The following is a 14,826-nucleotide window of genomic DNA, read 5'->3' as shown; positions in this document are numbered from 1 at the left end:
CTCCGGGCCGGGCCGGGGGTTGCCGTGGGGTGAAGATCACAGGACGCGGCGGGGTGCGGTTGGCCTACCGGTGAGTACGGTGAGCGGGTGCGAGCGAAGAAGAACGTGTTCTCATCCCTCGGCGCCGTGCGGCGCCGGGCCGCGTCATGGGCCGTGCACCGTGGCACGCGCTGGGTGCGGGAGGCCGGCGCGGTGACCGCCGAGCGCCCCGGACCGTACCGCTTCCGCCGCATCGGGGGCGGCACCCGGCTCGCCTTCCCGCAGGGCACGGTCTTCGGCGAGCAGTGGATCGAGCTCGGTGAGTACTGCATCATCGGCGAGCAGGTCACGCTGACCGCCGGGATGATGCCGGGCCTCGACCTCGGCCCGGAGTCGGTGCTGCGCCTGGGCAACGGCGTCGTGCTCGGCCGCGGCAGCCATGTCGTCGCCTCGCAGACCGTCACCGTCGGCGACGAGGTCTACTGCGGCCCGTACGTCTACATCACCAGCGACAACCATTCGTACGACGACCCCGCGCAGCCCGTGGGCAAGCAGTGGCCGCGGACCGCGCCCGTCGAGATCGGCGCCGGCTCCTGGCTGGGCGCCGGCGCGGTGATCCTGCCGGGCGCGCGGCTGGGCCGGAACGTGGTGGTCGCGGCGGGCGCGGTGGTGCGCGGCGAGGTGCCCGACCACGCCGTGGTCGCCGGGGCGCCCGCCAAGGTCGTCCGCACCTGGGACCCGGCGGCGGGCTGGCAGCCCCCGCTGCGTACGCCGCCGCCGGTGCCGATCCCCGACGGCGTCACCCCGGAGCAGTTGCTCGCGCTCGCGGAGTGGGATGCGGCGCAGATCCCGGCGTCATCCGCTGGCGGCGAGCAGCGCCGAACCCGCGAGAGCCAGTGAGGCGCCCGCTGTCTGCACGGCGCGCAGCCGCTCCTTGAGCAGGCCCATCGCGGCGACCGCGGTGACGACGGGGTAGAGCGAGGCGAGTACGGCCGCGATGGTCACCGGGCCGCTGTGCGTGGCGAGCGCGTACGTGCCGTTGGCGGCGACATCGGCGATGCCGACGAACGCCAGCGCGGGGAGCGCGGCACGGATGACGGACGTGCCGCCTTCGGGCAGCGCGGGCGTGCCGCGCCGGACCGCGACGTACAGCGCGGCGCCCCCGACGGCGACGTTGCACAGACGCTGCACGAACAGGGCGAGGAACAGGCCGGTCACCGTCGTGGACGCCTCGGAGATGAAGGCCATCACCGCGCCGAAGCCGAAGGCCGCGACGAGGGTGAGGACGAGCGCCTGGCTGGTGACGGAGCCGCCGCCGCGCTGCGGGCCGCCGGCCAGCACCACGCCTATGACGGCCACGACCATGCCCGCGATCTGCACCAGGCCGGGGCGCTCGCCCAGGGCGAAGCCGACGCCGAGCGGGACGAGTACGGAGCCGAGCGAGGCGACGGGCGAGACGACGCCCATCGGGCCGAGCGCGAGGGCGCGGTAGAAGCAGAGCATGGCCGCCGGGCCGACGACACCCGCCGCGACGGCGAACCACAGCCGGGGCGAGGCCGCGTGCCAGGCGCCGGTGGCGACGACGATCGTGCCGAGCACCACCGCGGCGATCGCCTGTGAGACGACCACGACGGTCAGCGCCTGCATGCGCCGGGTGAGCAGACCGCCGCCGAAGTCGGCGGCTCCCCACAGAATACTGGTGGCCAGAGCCAATACCGCGGTCATGATGTGGAACCTCGCAAGTACAGTGTGCTGAACGATGGAGTACAGGAGAGCGTAGTGCAGGAGACTGAACTACGTAATTGAATATTTTGAACTTGGCGAGGTGGGGGCCAGGTCTTCACCCGGCCTTCACTGGGCCTCCGTGAAGCGGCCCGACCGAACCGGACTGGAGGGAACGTGACGGATCTCGATCAGCTCACGCAGTCGCTGGCGCGCAACCTCAAGCACTGGCGCGGCGAGCGGGGCTACACGCTCGACGCCCTCGCCGCCCGCGCGGGCGTGAGCCGCGGCATGATCATTCAGATCGAGCAGGCCCGGACGAACCCGAGTGTGGGGACGACCGTCAAGATCGCCGACGCGCTGGGCATCAGCATCACCAGGCTCCTGGAGTACGACCAGGGGCCGCAGCTGCGGCTCGTCGGGCCCGGCGAGGCCGTGCGGCTGTGGTCGACCGAGGCCGGCAGCCACACCTCGCTGCTCGTCGGCACGGAGGCGCCCGGCCCGTTCGAGCTGTGGGACTGGCGGCTGATGCCGGGCGACCGCAGCACGTCCGACCCGCATCCGCCGGGGACGAAGGAGCTGATCCACGTACGCGTGGGGGAGCTGACGCTCGTCCTGGACGGCGTCGAACACCGGGTACCGGCGGGCGCCTCGGCCGCCTTCGAGGCGTCCCTCCCGCACGAGTACGGCAACGACGGCGCAGAGACCGTGGAGATGGTCATGTCGGTGAGCGTGCCGTCGGGGCGCTGAGTCCGGGAGCCGAGACAGGAGTCAACTGTGTTCGTGTGGCTGTTAGCTTGACGGGCATGTCGACACCTTCCCCCTCGCGTACGCCCCTGGACGCTTTCGAAGAGGTCCGGCCGGCCGTCGAGTGCGCGGAGCTGCTGCCCGAGCCCGTCGCCACGGCGATCCGCGACTGGCAGAGCCCGGTGGACGTCCAGCAGCTCCACCACGTGGACACCGACCCGGCCATCGCCGACACCGCGCTCCTCGTCGAGCACTACGGCTCCTGGCTGCTCGACCAGTCCGCGAACTGCGTCGTCGTGGCGGGCAAGCGCGGCGACACCGTCACCCTCGCCGCCTGTGTCGTGCTCTCCACCACGCGCGTGGACGTCAACGGTGTCGTACGGCGCGAGCTCGGCGCCCGCAAGGCATCGTTCGCCCCGATGGACACCGCGGTCGGCCAGAGCGGCATGGAGTACGGCGGCATCACCCCCATCGGGCTGCCCGCCGACTGGCCGCTGCTGGTGGACGCGGCGGTCGCCGACGCGCCGTACCTCCTGATCGGCAGCGGGGCCCGGCGCGGCAAGCTCATCGTCCCGGGCAAGGCCCTCGCCTCCCTGCCGGGCGCCCGCGTCCTGGAGGGACTGGGGCGCGCCGCGGGCTGAGCGGCGGCGGGATGCGGGATGCGGGATGCCGGGCGCCGGGCCGGCGCCCGGGGCGGCCGGTTGTCGGTGGTCGCTCAGAGCGTTTCGATGTCCGTCGCCGAGCCGAGGTACGTCTCGCCGAAGGCCGCGGCCGCCGCGTCCGAGGCGAACAGCTGACGCAGCCGGGCCTCCGCTGTGCCCGCGCGGAACCGGTCGCCGGACGACGCGCCGTGCATCACGTCGGACAGCCACTGCGAGAACTCCTGGTACTGCCAGATCTTCTGCAGGCAGGCGTCCGAGTAGCGGGCGAGCCCGGCGTCGTCCCCCGTCGTGCAGGCGCTGATGAGCGCCCGGGCGAGCAACAGGGCATCGTGGATCGCCAGGTTCATGCCCTTGGCCGCGATCGGCGCGACCAGGTGGGCGGACTCGCCGGCCAGGTACACACGGCCGTACCCCATCGGCTCGACCACGTAGTTGTGCATGTCGAGGACCGTCTTCTCGATGATCCGGCCCTCGCTGAGCGGCTGGGCGCCGGCCGCCGCCAGGCGCGTACGGAGTTCGCTCCAGATGCGGTCGTGCGGCCAGTTCGCCGGGTCGTCGCCCGGCGGGCACTCCAGGTAGTAACGGGTGACCTCGGGTGTGCGCGCCATGTGGGCGCTGAATCCGCGCTCGTGCAGGCCGAAGACGACGCCCTCGGCGGACGGCGGGGCCTCGGCGAGCAGCGCGAGCCAGCCGATGCCGTAGTCCAGGCGGGAGATGCGGAGTTCCTCGGCGGGTATCGCGGCGCGCGCCACGCTGCGGGCGCCGTCGCAACCCGCTATGTACGCGCAGTCGACGCGGTGCCGCACGCCCTTCTCCGGGTCGGTGTACGAGACGGACGGCCGGTCGGTGTCGATGCCGGCCGGGCGGACGTCCCGTACGCCGAAGCGGATGTCGCCGCCCGCCGCGTCCGCGTAGGCGGCCACCAGATCGGTCACCAGCAGCGGCTGCGGGTACACGAAATGGCTCTGCCCGGAGAACCGGCCCGGCTCCACCACGTGCCGCTCCCCGCCCCACCGGAACTCGAACGTCCGCTGGCGCTCGGCCCGTTCCCGCAGCCCGTCGGCAAGCCCATGCCGCTCCAGGGCGTGGACCAGCCACTCCTCGATGAAGCCGGCCCGCGGCCGCTGCTCGATGAACTCCCGGCTCTCCGCCTCCAGTACGACACAGTCGACACCGGCGGCGCGCAGGACGTTGGCGAGCGTGAGCCCGGCGGGGCCGGCGCCGATGATGGCGACGGAGGTGCGGTGCGTCTCCTCGGCGGAGCCGGAGGAGGAGGGGGCGGCGGCGTCGGCCACGGTGTCGGTTCCCTTCGTACGGGGGCAGAACCGGGTGGCAGTGTATGGCCGAAGTCCCTGGTCGGATGCGTCAGGTGGGTCAGGCGCGGTCCGGAGCCGGACTCCGCCGGAAGGTACGGGCGTCCAGGGACAGGGCGGTCGAGTGCTCCGCGAAGCCGAGGCTCCGGTACAGGGCCTCCGCCTCGTCCGTGGCATGCAGATCGATACGGGACACGCCCTGCCCGGCCAGCCACTCCAGCAGCGCTTCGGTGGTCGCGCGGGCGTAGCCGCGCCCGCGATACTCGGCGTCCGTGCACACGTTGAAGATGAAGGCGAACCGCCCCGTGGGGTGCTGCGGCGCGGGCAGCCGCTGCTCGACGGTCCCCACGGCACACGCGGCGAGCCGCTTGACGGAACGGGCGCTCGCCGCGCCGTTCGTGCGGCGGGCGCTGTCCGCGTCGCCCGCCGCCTCCGCGTCGCCCGCCGCCTCCGCGGCGTCCGCGTCGATCACGAAGGCGCCGAGGACCGGCCGGTCGCCCGACAGCTGCTGCCGCACGATGCTCACGGCTGCCTTCTCCCAGTCTCCCGGCCGGTCGGTGCCGTCCATCGCGGCGAACATCAGCCGGCGCAGCCGTACCAGCTCTTCGGCGTCCTCGGGCCCCGCCTGTCGAATCTCGATCATGCCGGGACGCTAGCGCACGCGCGTTCCCACGAGCTGGGAATTCCGCAGGCCGGACAGGCCCGTCAGGCGGTCCCGTCCTCGGTATTAGAGTGCCGGTGTGCCGTCGTACAGCATTGGACAAGCAGCAGCGTTGCTCGGGGTGAGTGCCGAGACCGTCCGGCGCTGGGCGGACGGCGGGCGACTGGCCATGGACCGGGACGGCTCGGGCAACCGGGTCATCGACGGTGCGGGCCTCGCGGCGTTCGCGCGGGAGCGGGCCGCGGGTGCGCAGTGGGAGGACGGCGTGACCACGTCCGTGCGGAACTCCTTCGTCGGCATCGTCACCGGGGTGGTGATGGACGACGTGGTCGCGCAGGTCGAGGTGCAGGCGGGGCCGCACCGGCTGGTCTCGCTGGTGACGCGTGAATCGGTCGAGGAACTCGGCCTTGCCGTGGGCGTGACCGTCAGGGCACGGGCGAAGTCGACGAATGTCCAAATCGACCTCGACTGACGGATGGGCTGTCCGGTCGAGCGCCGTCCGGTCGAGCGCCGGGCGCTTGGCGGATGAGCCGGGAAGCCCGCACGCGGAACTTCGTACCAAGCTCACAAATGCGAGCTGCTTGCGGGTAACAAGGTCGCAGGTGTGGCTCGTAGGGGGTGAGTTGGGTATCACTTGATGTGGCCGCCGCACCAACCTTCCGAGGGGGAATCGATGGGCAGGCGCACCGCTTCGCTCCCTGCGCACACCGTGCAGAGGTGCACCTTCGAACTGTGCGGCGACGTCGCGCAGCCGGTCACACTGAGCGTCGCCGACCTCCGGACGGGCTGGGCGCAGCACCGTGCGGAGGTCGTCTTCGACTGCGCCACCAACGGGCCGCAGCACCACGTCTTCCAGGGGCCGCTGCTGCGCGAGGTGGTCGCGGCCGCCCGCCCCACGTTCGACCCCCGCCGGCGCAAGGAACGCTCCCGCTTCCTGCTGTCCGTCAGCGGCATGGACACGCACCACGCCGTCGTGTCCTGGGCGGAGATCGACGCCGACTTCGGCAACACGCCGGTGCTGGCGACCCACCTCGACGACGAGGAGCTCGACACCGCCGGCACGCAGCTCGTGGTCCCGTCCGACCGCTGCGGGGCGCGCTACGTCAGCGCCGTCACCCGCATCCGGCTCAGCGCCTTCCGGCTGCCCGCCGACCACTGATCCCACGGCCCGCCGGCGGCCCCTTCCGCGTGCGCGGGCGGCCGCCGGCGGGCCGGCGTGTGCGGATCCGGCCATCGGTGATGCGGTGGCCGACGGCTGGTGTCCGTGGGGTGCCTGATGTTTTGTCAGTCCTTGGGCAACTGCGACGGAACTCCTGACCAACGATTATGCGATGGGCACATGGGCGGCAATGGGCCGCCGCAATCGCGGCGGGCGGGGCCGGTCGTGTGACCGTCCGTTCCTGGTCACCGATGCCTGGCCGAGTATTTCTTGTCGTGAATGATATGCATGAAGAAAGCATGGCAATGACCGGGAAAAAACTGTTCCAGGTATTTCCAAGTGGCCAGAAATCTGTGCGTGTGGCCTGGTGGGCGGCGGGATGCTGGCGGCGCAAACGGAATGTTCCTGCGCTGTCGGGCCGTACTGTCCGGAGGCGCTCGTGAAAGGTTGATGGGCTGGTGCGACGTAAGGCGCGAGCGGAAGCGGAACGGGCGGCGGCGGTGGCGGCCGAACAATTGCTGCGCGCCGGTCAGCTACTGAGAAAAGCCCCGGCCACCGCCGATCTGCGGGCCGTCTACCGCACCGATCAGTCCGTCAATGACACGCCGTACCGGAATCGCTGGGCACACGACAAAGTCGTGCGCTCCACCCACGGCGTGAACTGCACCGGCTCGTGCTCGTGGAAGGTGTACGTCAAGGACGGGCTGATCACCTGGGAGACCCAGCAGACCGACTACCCGTCCGTCGGCCCCGACCGCCCGGAGTACGAGCCGCGGGGCTGCCCCCGAGGCGCCTCCTTCTCCTGGTACACGTACTCGCCGACCCGGGTGCGGTACCCCATGGTGCGCGGCGTCCTGCTGGACATGTACCGCCGGGCCAAGGCGCGGCTCGGCGGCGACCCGGTCGCTGCCTGGGCGGACCTCACCTCCGACCCCGAACGCCGGCGCACCTACCAGGAGGCGCGCGGCCGCGGCGGACTGGTCCGCGCCGACTGGAGCGAGGCGCTGGAGATCGCCGCCGCCGCGCACGTGCACACGATCAGCACGTACGGCCCCGACCGGGTGGCCGGCTTCTCGCCGATCCCCGCGATGTCGATGGCCTCGCATGCCGTCGGCGCGCGCTTCATGTCGCTGATCGGCGCGCCCATGATCTCGTTCTACGACTGGTACGCGGACCTTCCGGTGGCCTCCCCGCAGGTCTTCGGCGACCAGACCGACGTACCGGAGTCCGGCGACTGGTGGGACGCGGCCTACCTGATGCTGTGGGGCTCGAACGTGCCGGTGACCCGGACGCCGGACGCGCACTGGATGGCCGAGGCGCGCTACCGCGGCCAGAAGGTCGTGGTGGTGTCCCCGGACTACGCGGACGCCACGAAGTTCGCCGACGAGTGGATGCATCCGCACCCGGGCACCGACGGCGCGTTGGCCATGGCGATGGGCCACGTCGTGCTCACCGAGTTCTTCGTCCGCCAGCAGGTGCCGTACTTCACGGAGTACGGCAAGCAGTTCACCGACCTGCCCTTCCTGGTCGCCCTGGAGGAGCACGAGGACGGCCGGTACGTACCGGGCAAGTTCGTCACCGCCGCTGACCTGGGCATCGCCGCCGACGCGGCACCCGAGGTACGGGCCTGGATGCCGGTACTGGTCGACGCCGGCACCGACGACGTCGTCGCGCCGAAGGGCACCCTCGGCGACCGCTGGGCCAAGGGCGCCGAAGGCCGGTGGAACCTGGACCTGGACGGCGTCGACCCGCTGCTCTCCTTCCACCGCCACGGCGGCCCGGACGCCGAGGTCGTGCTGCCCCGCTTCGACACACCGAACGGCACGGTGGTCCGCGGCGTGCCGACCCGGGAGATCGGCGGCCGCCCGGTCACCACCGTTTTCGACCTGCTGCTGGCGCGCTACGGCGTCGGCCGCGAGGGCCTGCCGGGGCAGTGGCCCACCGGTTACGAGGATGCCTCGCAGCCCTGCACCCCGGCCTGGCAGGAGGAGGTCACCTCGGTGCCGGCCGCAGCGGCGGAGCGTGTGGCGCGGGAGTTCGCGCGCACCGCCGAACAGACCCGGGGCCGCTCGATGATCGTGATGGGCGCGGGCACCAACCACTGGTTCCACTCCGACACCATTTACCGTTCCTTCCTCTCCCTGCTCATCCTGACCGGCTGCCAGGGCGTCAACGGCGGCGGCTGGGCCCACTACGTCGGCCAGGAGAAGGTCCGCCCGTACACCGGGTGGCAGCAGCTCTCGACGGCCGCCGACTGGGTGCGCCCGTCCCGCCAGATGGCCGGCACGCCGTACTGGTACCTGCACACCGACCAGTGGCGCTACGAGTCCTACCCGGCCGACGCGCTGGCCTCGCCGGCCGGCCGCGGCACCTTCGCCGGACGGCACACCGCCGACCTGGTGGCCCAGTCGGCGCGCCAGGGCTGGCTGCCGTCCAGCCCCACCTTCGGTGCCAATCCGCTCGACCTGGGCCGCGCCGTGCACGAGAGCGGACAGGAACCCGACCGGTGGGTGGCAGGGCGGCTCGCCTCCGGAGAGCTGCAGTTCGCCTGCGAGGACCCCGACGCCCCCGCCAACTGGCCCCGCGTCCTCACCGTCTGGCGCGCGAACCTGATCGGCTCGTCGGCCAAGGGCAACGAGTACTTCCTGCGCCATCTGCTGGGAGCACGCGACAACGCCGGTGCCGAGGAGGCGGCACCCGGCGACCGCCCGCGCGAGGTGACCTGGCACGAGAAGGCACCGCGCGGCAAGCTCGACCTGCTGCTCGCCCTCGACTTCCGGATGACCTCCACCACGCTCTTCGCCGACCTCGTCCTGCCGGCCGCCACCTGGTACGAGAAGCACGACCTCTCCAGTACCGACATGCACCCGTACGTGCACGCCTTCACGCCCGCGATCAGCCCGCCGTGGCAGGCCCGCACCGACTTCGAGATCTTCCACGGCCTGGCCCGCAAGGTCGCCGAACTCGCGAAGGGCCGGCTGGACACCGCGTACGACCTGGTCGCCACCGCGCTGGCGCACGACACTCCCGACGAGGCAGCCCAGCCCGGCGGGCGCGCCACCGACTGGCGGACCGGCGGACCACCACCGCGACCGGGCGTCAACGCGCCGAAGGTCACCCTGGTCGAACGCGACTACACCGCCATCGGCGAACGGATCGCAGCCCTCGGGCCGCTCGCCGAGGAACACGGCATGAGCGTCAAGGGCGTCACCGTGCACCCCGGGCCCGAGGCCGGCTGGCTTGCCGCGCGGTGCGGCACCGCGGACGGGGGAGCGGCGGACGGCCGGCCGCTGCTCGACACGGACGTCAAGCTCTGCGAGGCGATCCTCGCGCTCTCCGGCACCACCAACGGCCGGCTCGCCGCCGAAGGATTCGACCGGCTGGCCGACCGCTGCGGCCCGGGATCGGGACTCGCGGAGCTGGGTGCTTCGGTCGCCGAGCGCCGGGTGGTCTTCTCCGACACCCAGGACCGGCCCGTCCAGGTCGGCACCAGTTTTGAATGGTCCGGCAAGGAGGCCCCCGACCGCCGCTACTCGCCGTTCACCGTCAACACCGAGCACAGGAAACCCTGGCACACCCTCACCGGACGCCAGCACTTCTACCTCGACCACGACTGGATGGCCGAGTTCGGCGAACAACTCCCTGTCTACAGGCCTCCATTGGACATGGCGGCCCTGGGGGAGTCCACCACCCCGGACGCCGACGGCGACAGCCGCGCCGTCACCGTCCGCTACCTCACGCCGCACTCGAAGTGGTCCATCCACTCCGAGTACCAGGAGAACCTGCTGATGCAGACCCTCGCCCGGGGCGGGCCGGTCATCTGGATCGGCGTCGAGGATGCCGCCGCCATCGGCGTCGCCGACAACGACTGGATCGAGGCCGTCAACGCCAACGGTGTGGTCGTCGCCCGTGCCGTCGTCTCGCACCGCATGCCGGCCGGCACGGTCTTCATGTACCACGTGCAGGAACGCCTGGTGAACGTGCCCAAGTCGGAGGCGACCGGCCGGCGCGGCGGCGTGCACAACGCCCTGACCAAGCTGCTCATCAAGCCGACCCACCTCATCGGCGGCTACGCCCAGCAGTCCTTCGCCCCCAACTACCACGGTCCGACCGGGAACCAGCGCGACGCGGTGACCACGATCCGCCGCCGCTCCCAGCACGTGACCTACTGACGCCCCGCCCCACAGACGACGTCCTGACGACGTGGAGTCCTGACATGCCCCGTGGCAAGGCCACCCCCCAGCGCGTCATGGCCCAGGTGGCCATGGTGATGAACCTCGACAAGTGCATCGGCTGCCACACCTGCTCGGTCACCTGCAAACAGACCTGGACCAACCGCACCGGCACCGAATACGTCTGGTTCAACAACGTCGAGACCCGGCCTGGCCAGGGCTACCCCCGAGGCCACGAGGACCAGGAGAAATGGCAGGGCGGCTGGCGGCTGAAACGCGGCCGCCTGGTGCCGCGGACCGGCGGCCGCGCCCGTCGGCTGGCCCGCCTCTTCGCCAATCCTGAACTGCCCACGCTGGACGACTACTACCAGCCCTGGACCTACGACTACGAGAACCTCACCACTGCGCCGCTCGGCGACGACCTGCCCACCGCGCCGCCCCGCTCCCTCGTCGACGGCGGTCCCACCGACATCACCTGGGGCCCCAACTGGGACGACGACCTCGGCGGCGGCCCCGAACACCTCGCCGCCGACCCGGTCCTGCGCAAGATGAACGACACCGTGCGGCTGGAGTACGAGCAGGCGTTCATGTTCTACCTGCCGCGGATCTGCGAGCACTGCCTCAACCCGTCCTGCGTCGCCGTCTGCCCCTCCGGCGCGCTCTACAAGCGCATCGAGGACGGCATCGTCCTCGTCGACCAGGACCGCTGTCGCGGCTGGCGGATGTGCGTATCCGGCTGCCCGTACAAGAAGGTCTACTTCAACCACCACACCGGCAAGGCCGAGAAGTGCACCTTCTGCTACCCCCGCATCGAGGCGGGCGAGCCGACCGTCTGCTCGGAGACCTGCGTGGGGCGGCTGCGCTACCTCGGCGTGATGCTCTACGACCCCGAAAAGGCGGGCGCCGCCGCCTCGGTCACCGATGAACAGGACCTCTACGAAGCCCAGTTGGACTGCTTCCTCGACCCGGAGGATCCCGAAGTGGTGCGCGCCGCCGAGGAGTCCGGCATCGCGCACGACTGGATCGAGGCCGCCCGGCGCTCCCCGGTACGCGACCTGATCAGCAAGTACAAGGTGGCCCTGCCCCTGCACCCGGAGTACCGCACCCTGCCGATGGTCTGGTACATCCCGCCGCTCTCGCCGATCGTGGACGCCCTCACCACCACGGGCCACGACGGCGAGGACCCGGCGGCGCTGTTCGGAGCCATCGACTCGCTGCGCATCCCGCTCGGCTACCTCGCCGAACTCTTCACCGCCGGGGACACCGCACCCGTCGAGGCCGCGCTGTGCCGGCTGGCGGCCATGCGCGCCCACATGCGGCGCAGCAACCTCGGCGAGGAACCCGACCCGGGCATCGCCCGCGCCGTCGGCATGGACGAACGCTCCCTCACCGCCATGTACCGGCTGCTGGCACTGGCCAAGTACGACGAGCGCTACGTCATCCCCACCAGCTACACGGCCCCGGCGCCCGGCGACGTGGACCTCGGCGGCTGCAGCCTGGACGCCGAGGGCGGCCCCGGCATGATGCCCGCAGGCGACGACCCCGGCTCCTTCCACGCCCCACCCGGCACCGAACCCACCGCCGCCGGCAGCGCCACGGCGGGCCGGGTCAACCTGCTCAACTGGAACGGCAAGGGACGCCCCGGCGGCCTCTTCCCGAAGCGGGCCGGGCGGGGCGAGCGGTGACCGCGCCCGTCGTCCACCAGGCCGCCTCCCTGCTGTTGTGCTACCCCGGCGACGACTGGCCGTGGCGCCTGGAGACCGTCCACGGCGCGGTACGCCAGGTCCGGGGCGCCGAGAGCGCACTCCTCGCACGGTTCTGCACCGCGCTGCGGACCACCGACCCGCTCGCACTGGCCGCGCAGTACGTCGCCACCTTCGACCGCAGCCGCCGCCGTTCCCTCTACCTGACCTACTACACCGACGGCGACACCCGCCGCCGCGGTGCCTCCCTCGCCCGCCTCAAGGACCACTACCGCGACCACGGCTGGCTGCCGCCCGAGGACGAACTGCCGGACTTCCTGCCGCTGATGCTGGAATTCGCCGCGCGCACCCCCGAGCCGGGCCTGCGCTTGCTCGCCGCCCACCGGCCCGCCGTCGAGGTGCTCCGCTACGCGCTCGTCGCCCACCGCAGCCCGTACGCCGACGTTCTCCAGGCCGTCTGCGACACCCTGCCGGGGCCGGCCCCCGCCAGCCGCGAAGAGGCCATCGCCATCGCACGCAACGGGCCGCCGGCCGAGACCGTCGGCCTGGACCCCTTCCCCGCCCAGCACGGACACGTCACCCAAGGAACCCGCCGGTGACCCACTTGAACATCGCCCTGTGGGGCGTCTGCCCGTACCTCGTCCTCGTGATCCTGATCGCCGGCACCGCCTGGCGCTACCACTACGACCGCTTCGGCTTCACCACCCGCTCCAGCCAGCTCCACGAGAGCCGGCTGCTGGGCATCGGCGGGCCGCTCTTCCACTACGGTCTGTTCTTCGTCATCGCCGGACACGCCGCGGGGCTGCTCGTGCCCGAAAGCCTCACCGACCGGCTGCACGTGAGCCACGAGTTCTACCACGCCAACGCCCTGCTGGTCGGCGGTGCGGCCGGCATCGCGACCGTGGCAGGACTGGCCGTCCTCCTGTACCGCAGGCTCCGCGTCCGCGCGGTGCGCCGGGCCACGAGCCGCAGCGACCGCGTCGTCCACCCCCTGCTGACCCTCGTCCTGCTGGCGGGCCTGGCCGCCACCGTCAGCGGGGCCGCGGCCGACTCCTACGACTACCGCCGGGGTGTGTCGGTGTGGTTCCGCAGCCTGTTCGCCCTCGAACCGGACGTGCCCGCGATGGCGCACGCCCCGTTCATCTACCAGCTGCACGCCGCACTCGCGATGGCACTCTTCGCGCTCTGGCCGTTCAGCCGCCTGGTCCACGCCTTCAGCGCCCCGCTCGGCTACCTCGTCCGCCCGTACGTCGTCTACCGCTCCCGGGGCGCCGCCGGAGCCGAGGCGACGGCCGGGGGCCGCGCTAGCCCAGGGCGGGGATCTCGATGGCCGGGCAGCGGTCCATGACCATGTCCAGGCCGGCGGCGCGGGTCCGGTCGTACGCCGCCTCGTCGACGACGCCCAGCTGGAACCAGACCGCCTTGGCGCCGATGGCCACGGCCTCGTCGGCGACCTCGCCCGCCAGCGCGCTGTTCACGAACACATCGACGACGTCGACCTCGAAGGGAATGGCGTCGAGGGAGGGGTAGCCCTGTTCCCCGTGCACCGTCTCGGCCTTCGGGTGCACGGGGACGACGCGCTTGCCGAAGCGCTGCAGTACGTTCGCGACGCCGTACGCCGCACGCTGCTGGTTCGAGGACAGCCCCACGACGGCCCAGGTGTCACCGAGTTCCGTCAGAATCTTGCGGATGGTCGCCGGGTCGCCGTACATCGCTTCAGCCTCCTGGTATCGGATCGTGCTCCCCACGGTATGCCCCCGACCGGGCCGGCGCGGCGCCGGATCACGGGGACCGGACAACGGCGCGGCGGCGCGTACGCCACCGTGTGGCGGGCCGCCGGCCAGGGCACAGTGCCCAGCATGAGCAACGAAGATCGTGACAACGGACGGCAGGCGCTGAGCGGGAGCGTGGCGCTGGTGACCGGTGCCTCCAGCGGGATCGGGGCCGCGACGGCGCTGGCGCTCGCGCGGGAGGGGTGTGCCGTCGCCCTGGTCGCCCGCCGGGCCGAACGGCTGGCGGAACTCACCGCGCGGATCGGGAAGGCGGGCGGTCCGGAACCGCTCTCCCTCACCGCCGACCTCAGCGACGCGGCGCAGGCCGCTCGTGTGGTCTCCGAAGCCGTGGACCACTTCGGCCGCCTGGACGTGCTGGTGAACAACGCCGGTTACGGGGCGCGCAGCCCGTTCGAGGACAGTGATCCCGAGGACTGGGACCGCATGCTCGACCTGAACGTGAAGGCGGTGCTGCGGATGTCGCACGCCGCGCTGCCGCACCTGCTGCGCGCGGCGGCGGACGGCCCGCGCGGCGTCGCCGACCTGGTGAACATCAGCTCGGCCGCCGGGCGCGTGCCGCGCAAGAACAACAGCGTCTACTCAGCCAGTAAGCACGCCGTGTGCAGCTTCAGTGAGGCGCTGCGGCAGGAGGTGACCGGGCGCGGCGTACGGGTCGGGCTGGTCGAGCCGGGGGTGGTGGTGACGGAGATGACCAGCGGCAGCCAGGCGTCCTCGGCCCGCGGACTGCCGCGGGAGGAGTGGCTGGTGGCGGACGACATCGCGCGGTGCGTCGGCTTCATGGTGACGCAGCCCGCCCATATGGCCGTCAACGAACTCACGGTCCGGCCCACGGCTCAGGAGCACTGAGCCCGGAAGTACTGAGCCGGAAGCACTGAGCCCGGACCGGCAGCGCCTCGGCCGTCCCTGGCCGAAAAC

At 71.9% G+C, this 14,826-nt stretch carries 14 protein-coding genes; 10 read left to right on the top strand and 4 right to left on the bottom strand.

What is annotated here, in order from left to right:
- Positions 1 to 87: 87 nt before the first annotated feature.
- Entirely contained in the window at positions 88 to 879 is a 792-nt protein-coding gene (locus ABZ840_RS01705; protein ID WP_361551559.1) for an acyltransferase, read from the top strand.
- Here ABZ840_RS01705 and ABZ840_RS01700 read toward each other — a convergent pair.
- On the bottom strand, positions 835 to 1,704 hold the full coding sequence (locus ABZ840_RS01700; RefSeq protein ID WP_361551556.1) for an EamA family transporter: 870 nt from the start codon (positions 1,702 to 1,704) through the stop codon (positions 835 to 837). The genes ABZ840_RS01705 and ABZ840_RS01700 overlap by 45 nt on opposite strands.
- Before the next feature lie 174 nt (positions 1,705 to 1,878).
- Here ABZ840_RS01700 and ABZ840_RS01695 point away from each other — a divergent pair, with 174 nt between their 5' ends.
- Positions 1,879 to 2,451 (top strand): XRE family transcriptional regulator, encoded by a 573-nt coding sequence (locus ABZ840_RS01695; RefSeq protein ID WP_361551553.1) that lies wholly within the window; start codon positions 1,879 to 1,881, stop codon positions 2,449 to 2,451.
- A gap of 56 nt (positions 2,452 to 2,507) precedes the next feature.
- The gene (locus tag ABZ840_RS01690; protein WP_361551550.1) at positions 2,508 to 3,089 is read left to right on the top strand and encodes a YbaK/EbsC family protein; all 582 of its coding nucleotides are present in this window, start codon (positions 2,508 to 2,510) and stop codon (positions 3,087 to 3,089) included.
- Between the two features lie 74 nt (positions 3,090 to 3,163).
- Here the strand turns inward: ABZ840_RS01690 and ABZ840_RS01685 are convergent, their stop codons facing one another.
- Together ABZ840_RS01685 and ABZ840_RS01680 are read right to left on the bottom strand one after the other, a co-directional pair.
- Positions 3,164 to 4,405: a 4-hydroxybenzoate 3-monooxygenase gene (locus tag ABZ840_RS01685; RefSeq protein WP_361551547.1), complete on the bottom strand. Its 1,242-nt coding sequence runs from the start codon at positions 4,403 to 4,405 to the stop codon at positions 3,164 to 3,166.
- A 79-nt stretch (positions 4,406 to 4,484) separates the two neighbouring features.
- Positions 4,485 to 5,066, bottom strand: coding sequence for a GNAT family N-acetyltransferase (locus ABZ840_RS01680; RefSeq protein ID WP_361551544.1), 582 nt, complete (start codon positions 5,064 to 5,066; stop codon positions 4,485 to 4,487).
- Positions 5,067 to 5,163: 97 nt separating this feature from the next.
- Between ABZ840_RS01680 and ABZ840_RS01675 the strand changes: the two genes are divergently transcribed.
- From ABZ840_RS01675 to narI, 6 genes are all read left to right on the top strand, one after another.
- Complete coding sequence (locus ABZ840_RS01675; RefSeq protein WP_361551541.1) at positions 5,164 to 5,556, top strand: helix-turn-helix transcriptional regulator; 393 nt, start codon at positions 5,164 to 5,166, stop codon at positions 5,554 to 5,556.
- 201 nt (positions 5,557 to 5,757) lie between these two features.
- The gene (locus tag ABZ840_RS01670) at positions 5,758 to 6,243 is read left to right on the top strand and encodes a molybdopterin-dependent oxidoreductase (protein WP_361551538.1); all 486 of its coding nucleotides are present in this window, start codon (positions 5,758 to 5,760) and stop codon (positions 6,241 to 6,243) included.
- 458 nt (positions 6,244 to 6,701) lie between these two features.
- On the top strand, positions 6,702 to 10,415 hold the full coding sequence (locus tag ABZ840_RS01665) for a nitrate reductase subunit alpha (protein WP_361551535.1): 3,714 nt from the start codon (positions 6,702 to 6,704) through the stop codon (positions 10,413 to 10,415).
- A 44-nt stretch (positions 10,416 to 10,459) separates the two neighbouring features.
- Positions 10,460 to 12,100, top strand: a complete 1,641-nt coding sequence (gene narH, locus ABZ840_RS01660) for a nitrate reductase subunit beta (protein ID WP_361551532.1) — start codon at positions 10,460 to 10,462, stop codon at positions 12,098 to 12,100.
- On the top strand, positions 12,097 to 12,717 hold the full coding sequence (gene narJ / locus ABZ840_RS01655) for a nitrate reductase molybdenum cofactor assembly chaperone (RefSeq protein ID WP_361551529.1): 621 nt from the start codon (positions 12,097 to 12,099) through the stop codon (positions 12,715 to 12,717). Before narH ends, narJ begins: the two co-directional genes overlap by 4 nt.
- The gene (gene narI, locus ABZ840_RS01650; RefSeq protein WP_361551526.1) at positions 12,714 to 13,466 is read left to right on the top strand and encodes a respiratory nitrate reductase subunit gamma; all 753 of its coding nucleotides are present in this window, start codon (positions 12,714 to 12,716) and stop codon (positions 13,464 to 13,466) included. Before narJ ends, narI begins: the two co-directional genes overlap by 4 nt.
- Here narI and ABZ840_RS01645 read toward each other — a convergent pair.
- Positions 13,423 to 13,830, bottom strand: a complete 408-nt coding sequence (locus ABZ840_RS01645) for a CoA-binding protein (protein WP_361551523.1) — start codon at positions 13,828 to 13,830, stop codon at positions 13,423 to 13,425. The two genes, narI and ABZ840_RS01645, sit on opposite strands and share 44 nt — an antisense overlap.
- Before the next feature lie 147 nt (positions 13,831 to 13,977).
- Between ABZ840_RS01645 and ABZ840_RS01640 the strand changes: the two genes are divergently transcribed.
- Positions 13,978 to 14,757, top strand: a complete 780-nt coding sequence (locus ABZ840_RS01640) for an SDR family NAD(P)-dependent oxidoreductase (RefSeq protein ID WP_361551520.1) — start codon at positions 13,978 to 13,980, stop codon at positions 14,755 to 14,757.
- Positions 14,758 to 14,826 lie beyond the last annotated feature (69 nt).

It is taken from the genome of Streptomyces sp. NPDC047117, from assembly GCF_040643545.1.
Taxonomy (GTDB): Bacteria; Actinomycetota; Actinomycetes; order Streptomycetales; family Streptomycetaceae; genus Streptomyces.
The sequence above is the reverse complement of the archived record's forward strand: the minus strand, read 5'-3'. Positions and strand labels throughout refer to the sequence as shown.

Coding starts and splice junctions, on each gene's coding strand:
- ABZ840_RS01700 (WP_361551556.1), bottom strand. CDS start 1,704: ATGACCGCGGTATTGGCTCTGGCCACCAGTATTCTGTGGGGAGCCGCC.
- ABZ840_RS01690 (WP_361551550.1), top strand. CDS start 2,508: ATGTCGACACCTTCCCCCTCGCGTACGCCCCTGGACGCTTTCGAAGAG.
- ABZ840_RS01680 (WP_361551544.1), bottom strand. CDS start 5,066: ATGATCGAGATTCGACAGGCGGGGCCCGAGGACGCCGAAGAGCTGGTA.
- ABZ840_RS01670 (WP_361551538.1), top strand. CDS start 5,758: ATGGGCAGGCGCACCGCTTCGCTCCCTGCGCACACCGTGCAGAGGTGC.
- narH (WP_361551532.1), top strand. CDS start 10,460: ATGCCCCGTGGCAAGGCCACCCCCCAGCGCGTCATGGCCCAGGTGGCC.
- ABZ840_RS01645 (WP_361551523.1), bottom strand. CDS start 13,830: ATGTACGGCGACCCGGCGACCATCCGCAAGATTCTGACGGAACTCGGT.
- ABZ840_RS01640 (WP_361551520.1), top strand. CDS start 13,978: ATGAGCAACGAAGATCGTGACAACGGACGGCAGGCGCTGAGCGGGAGC.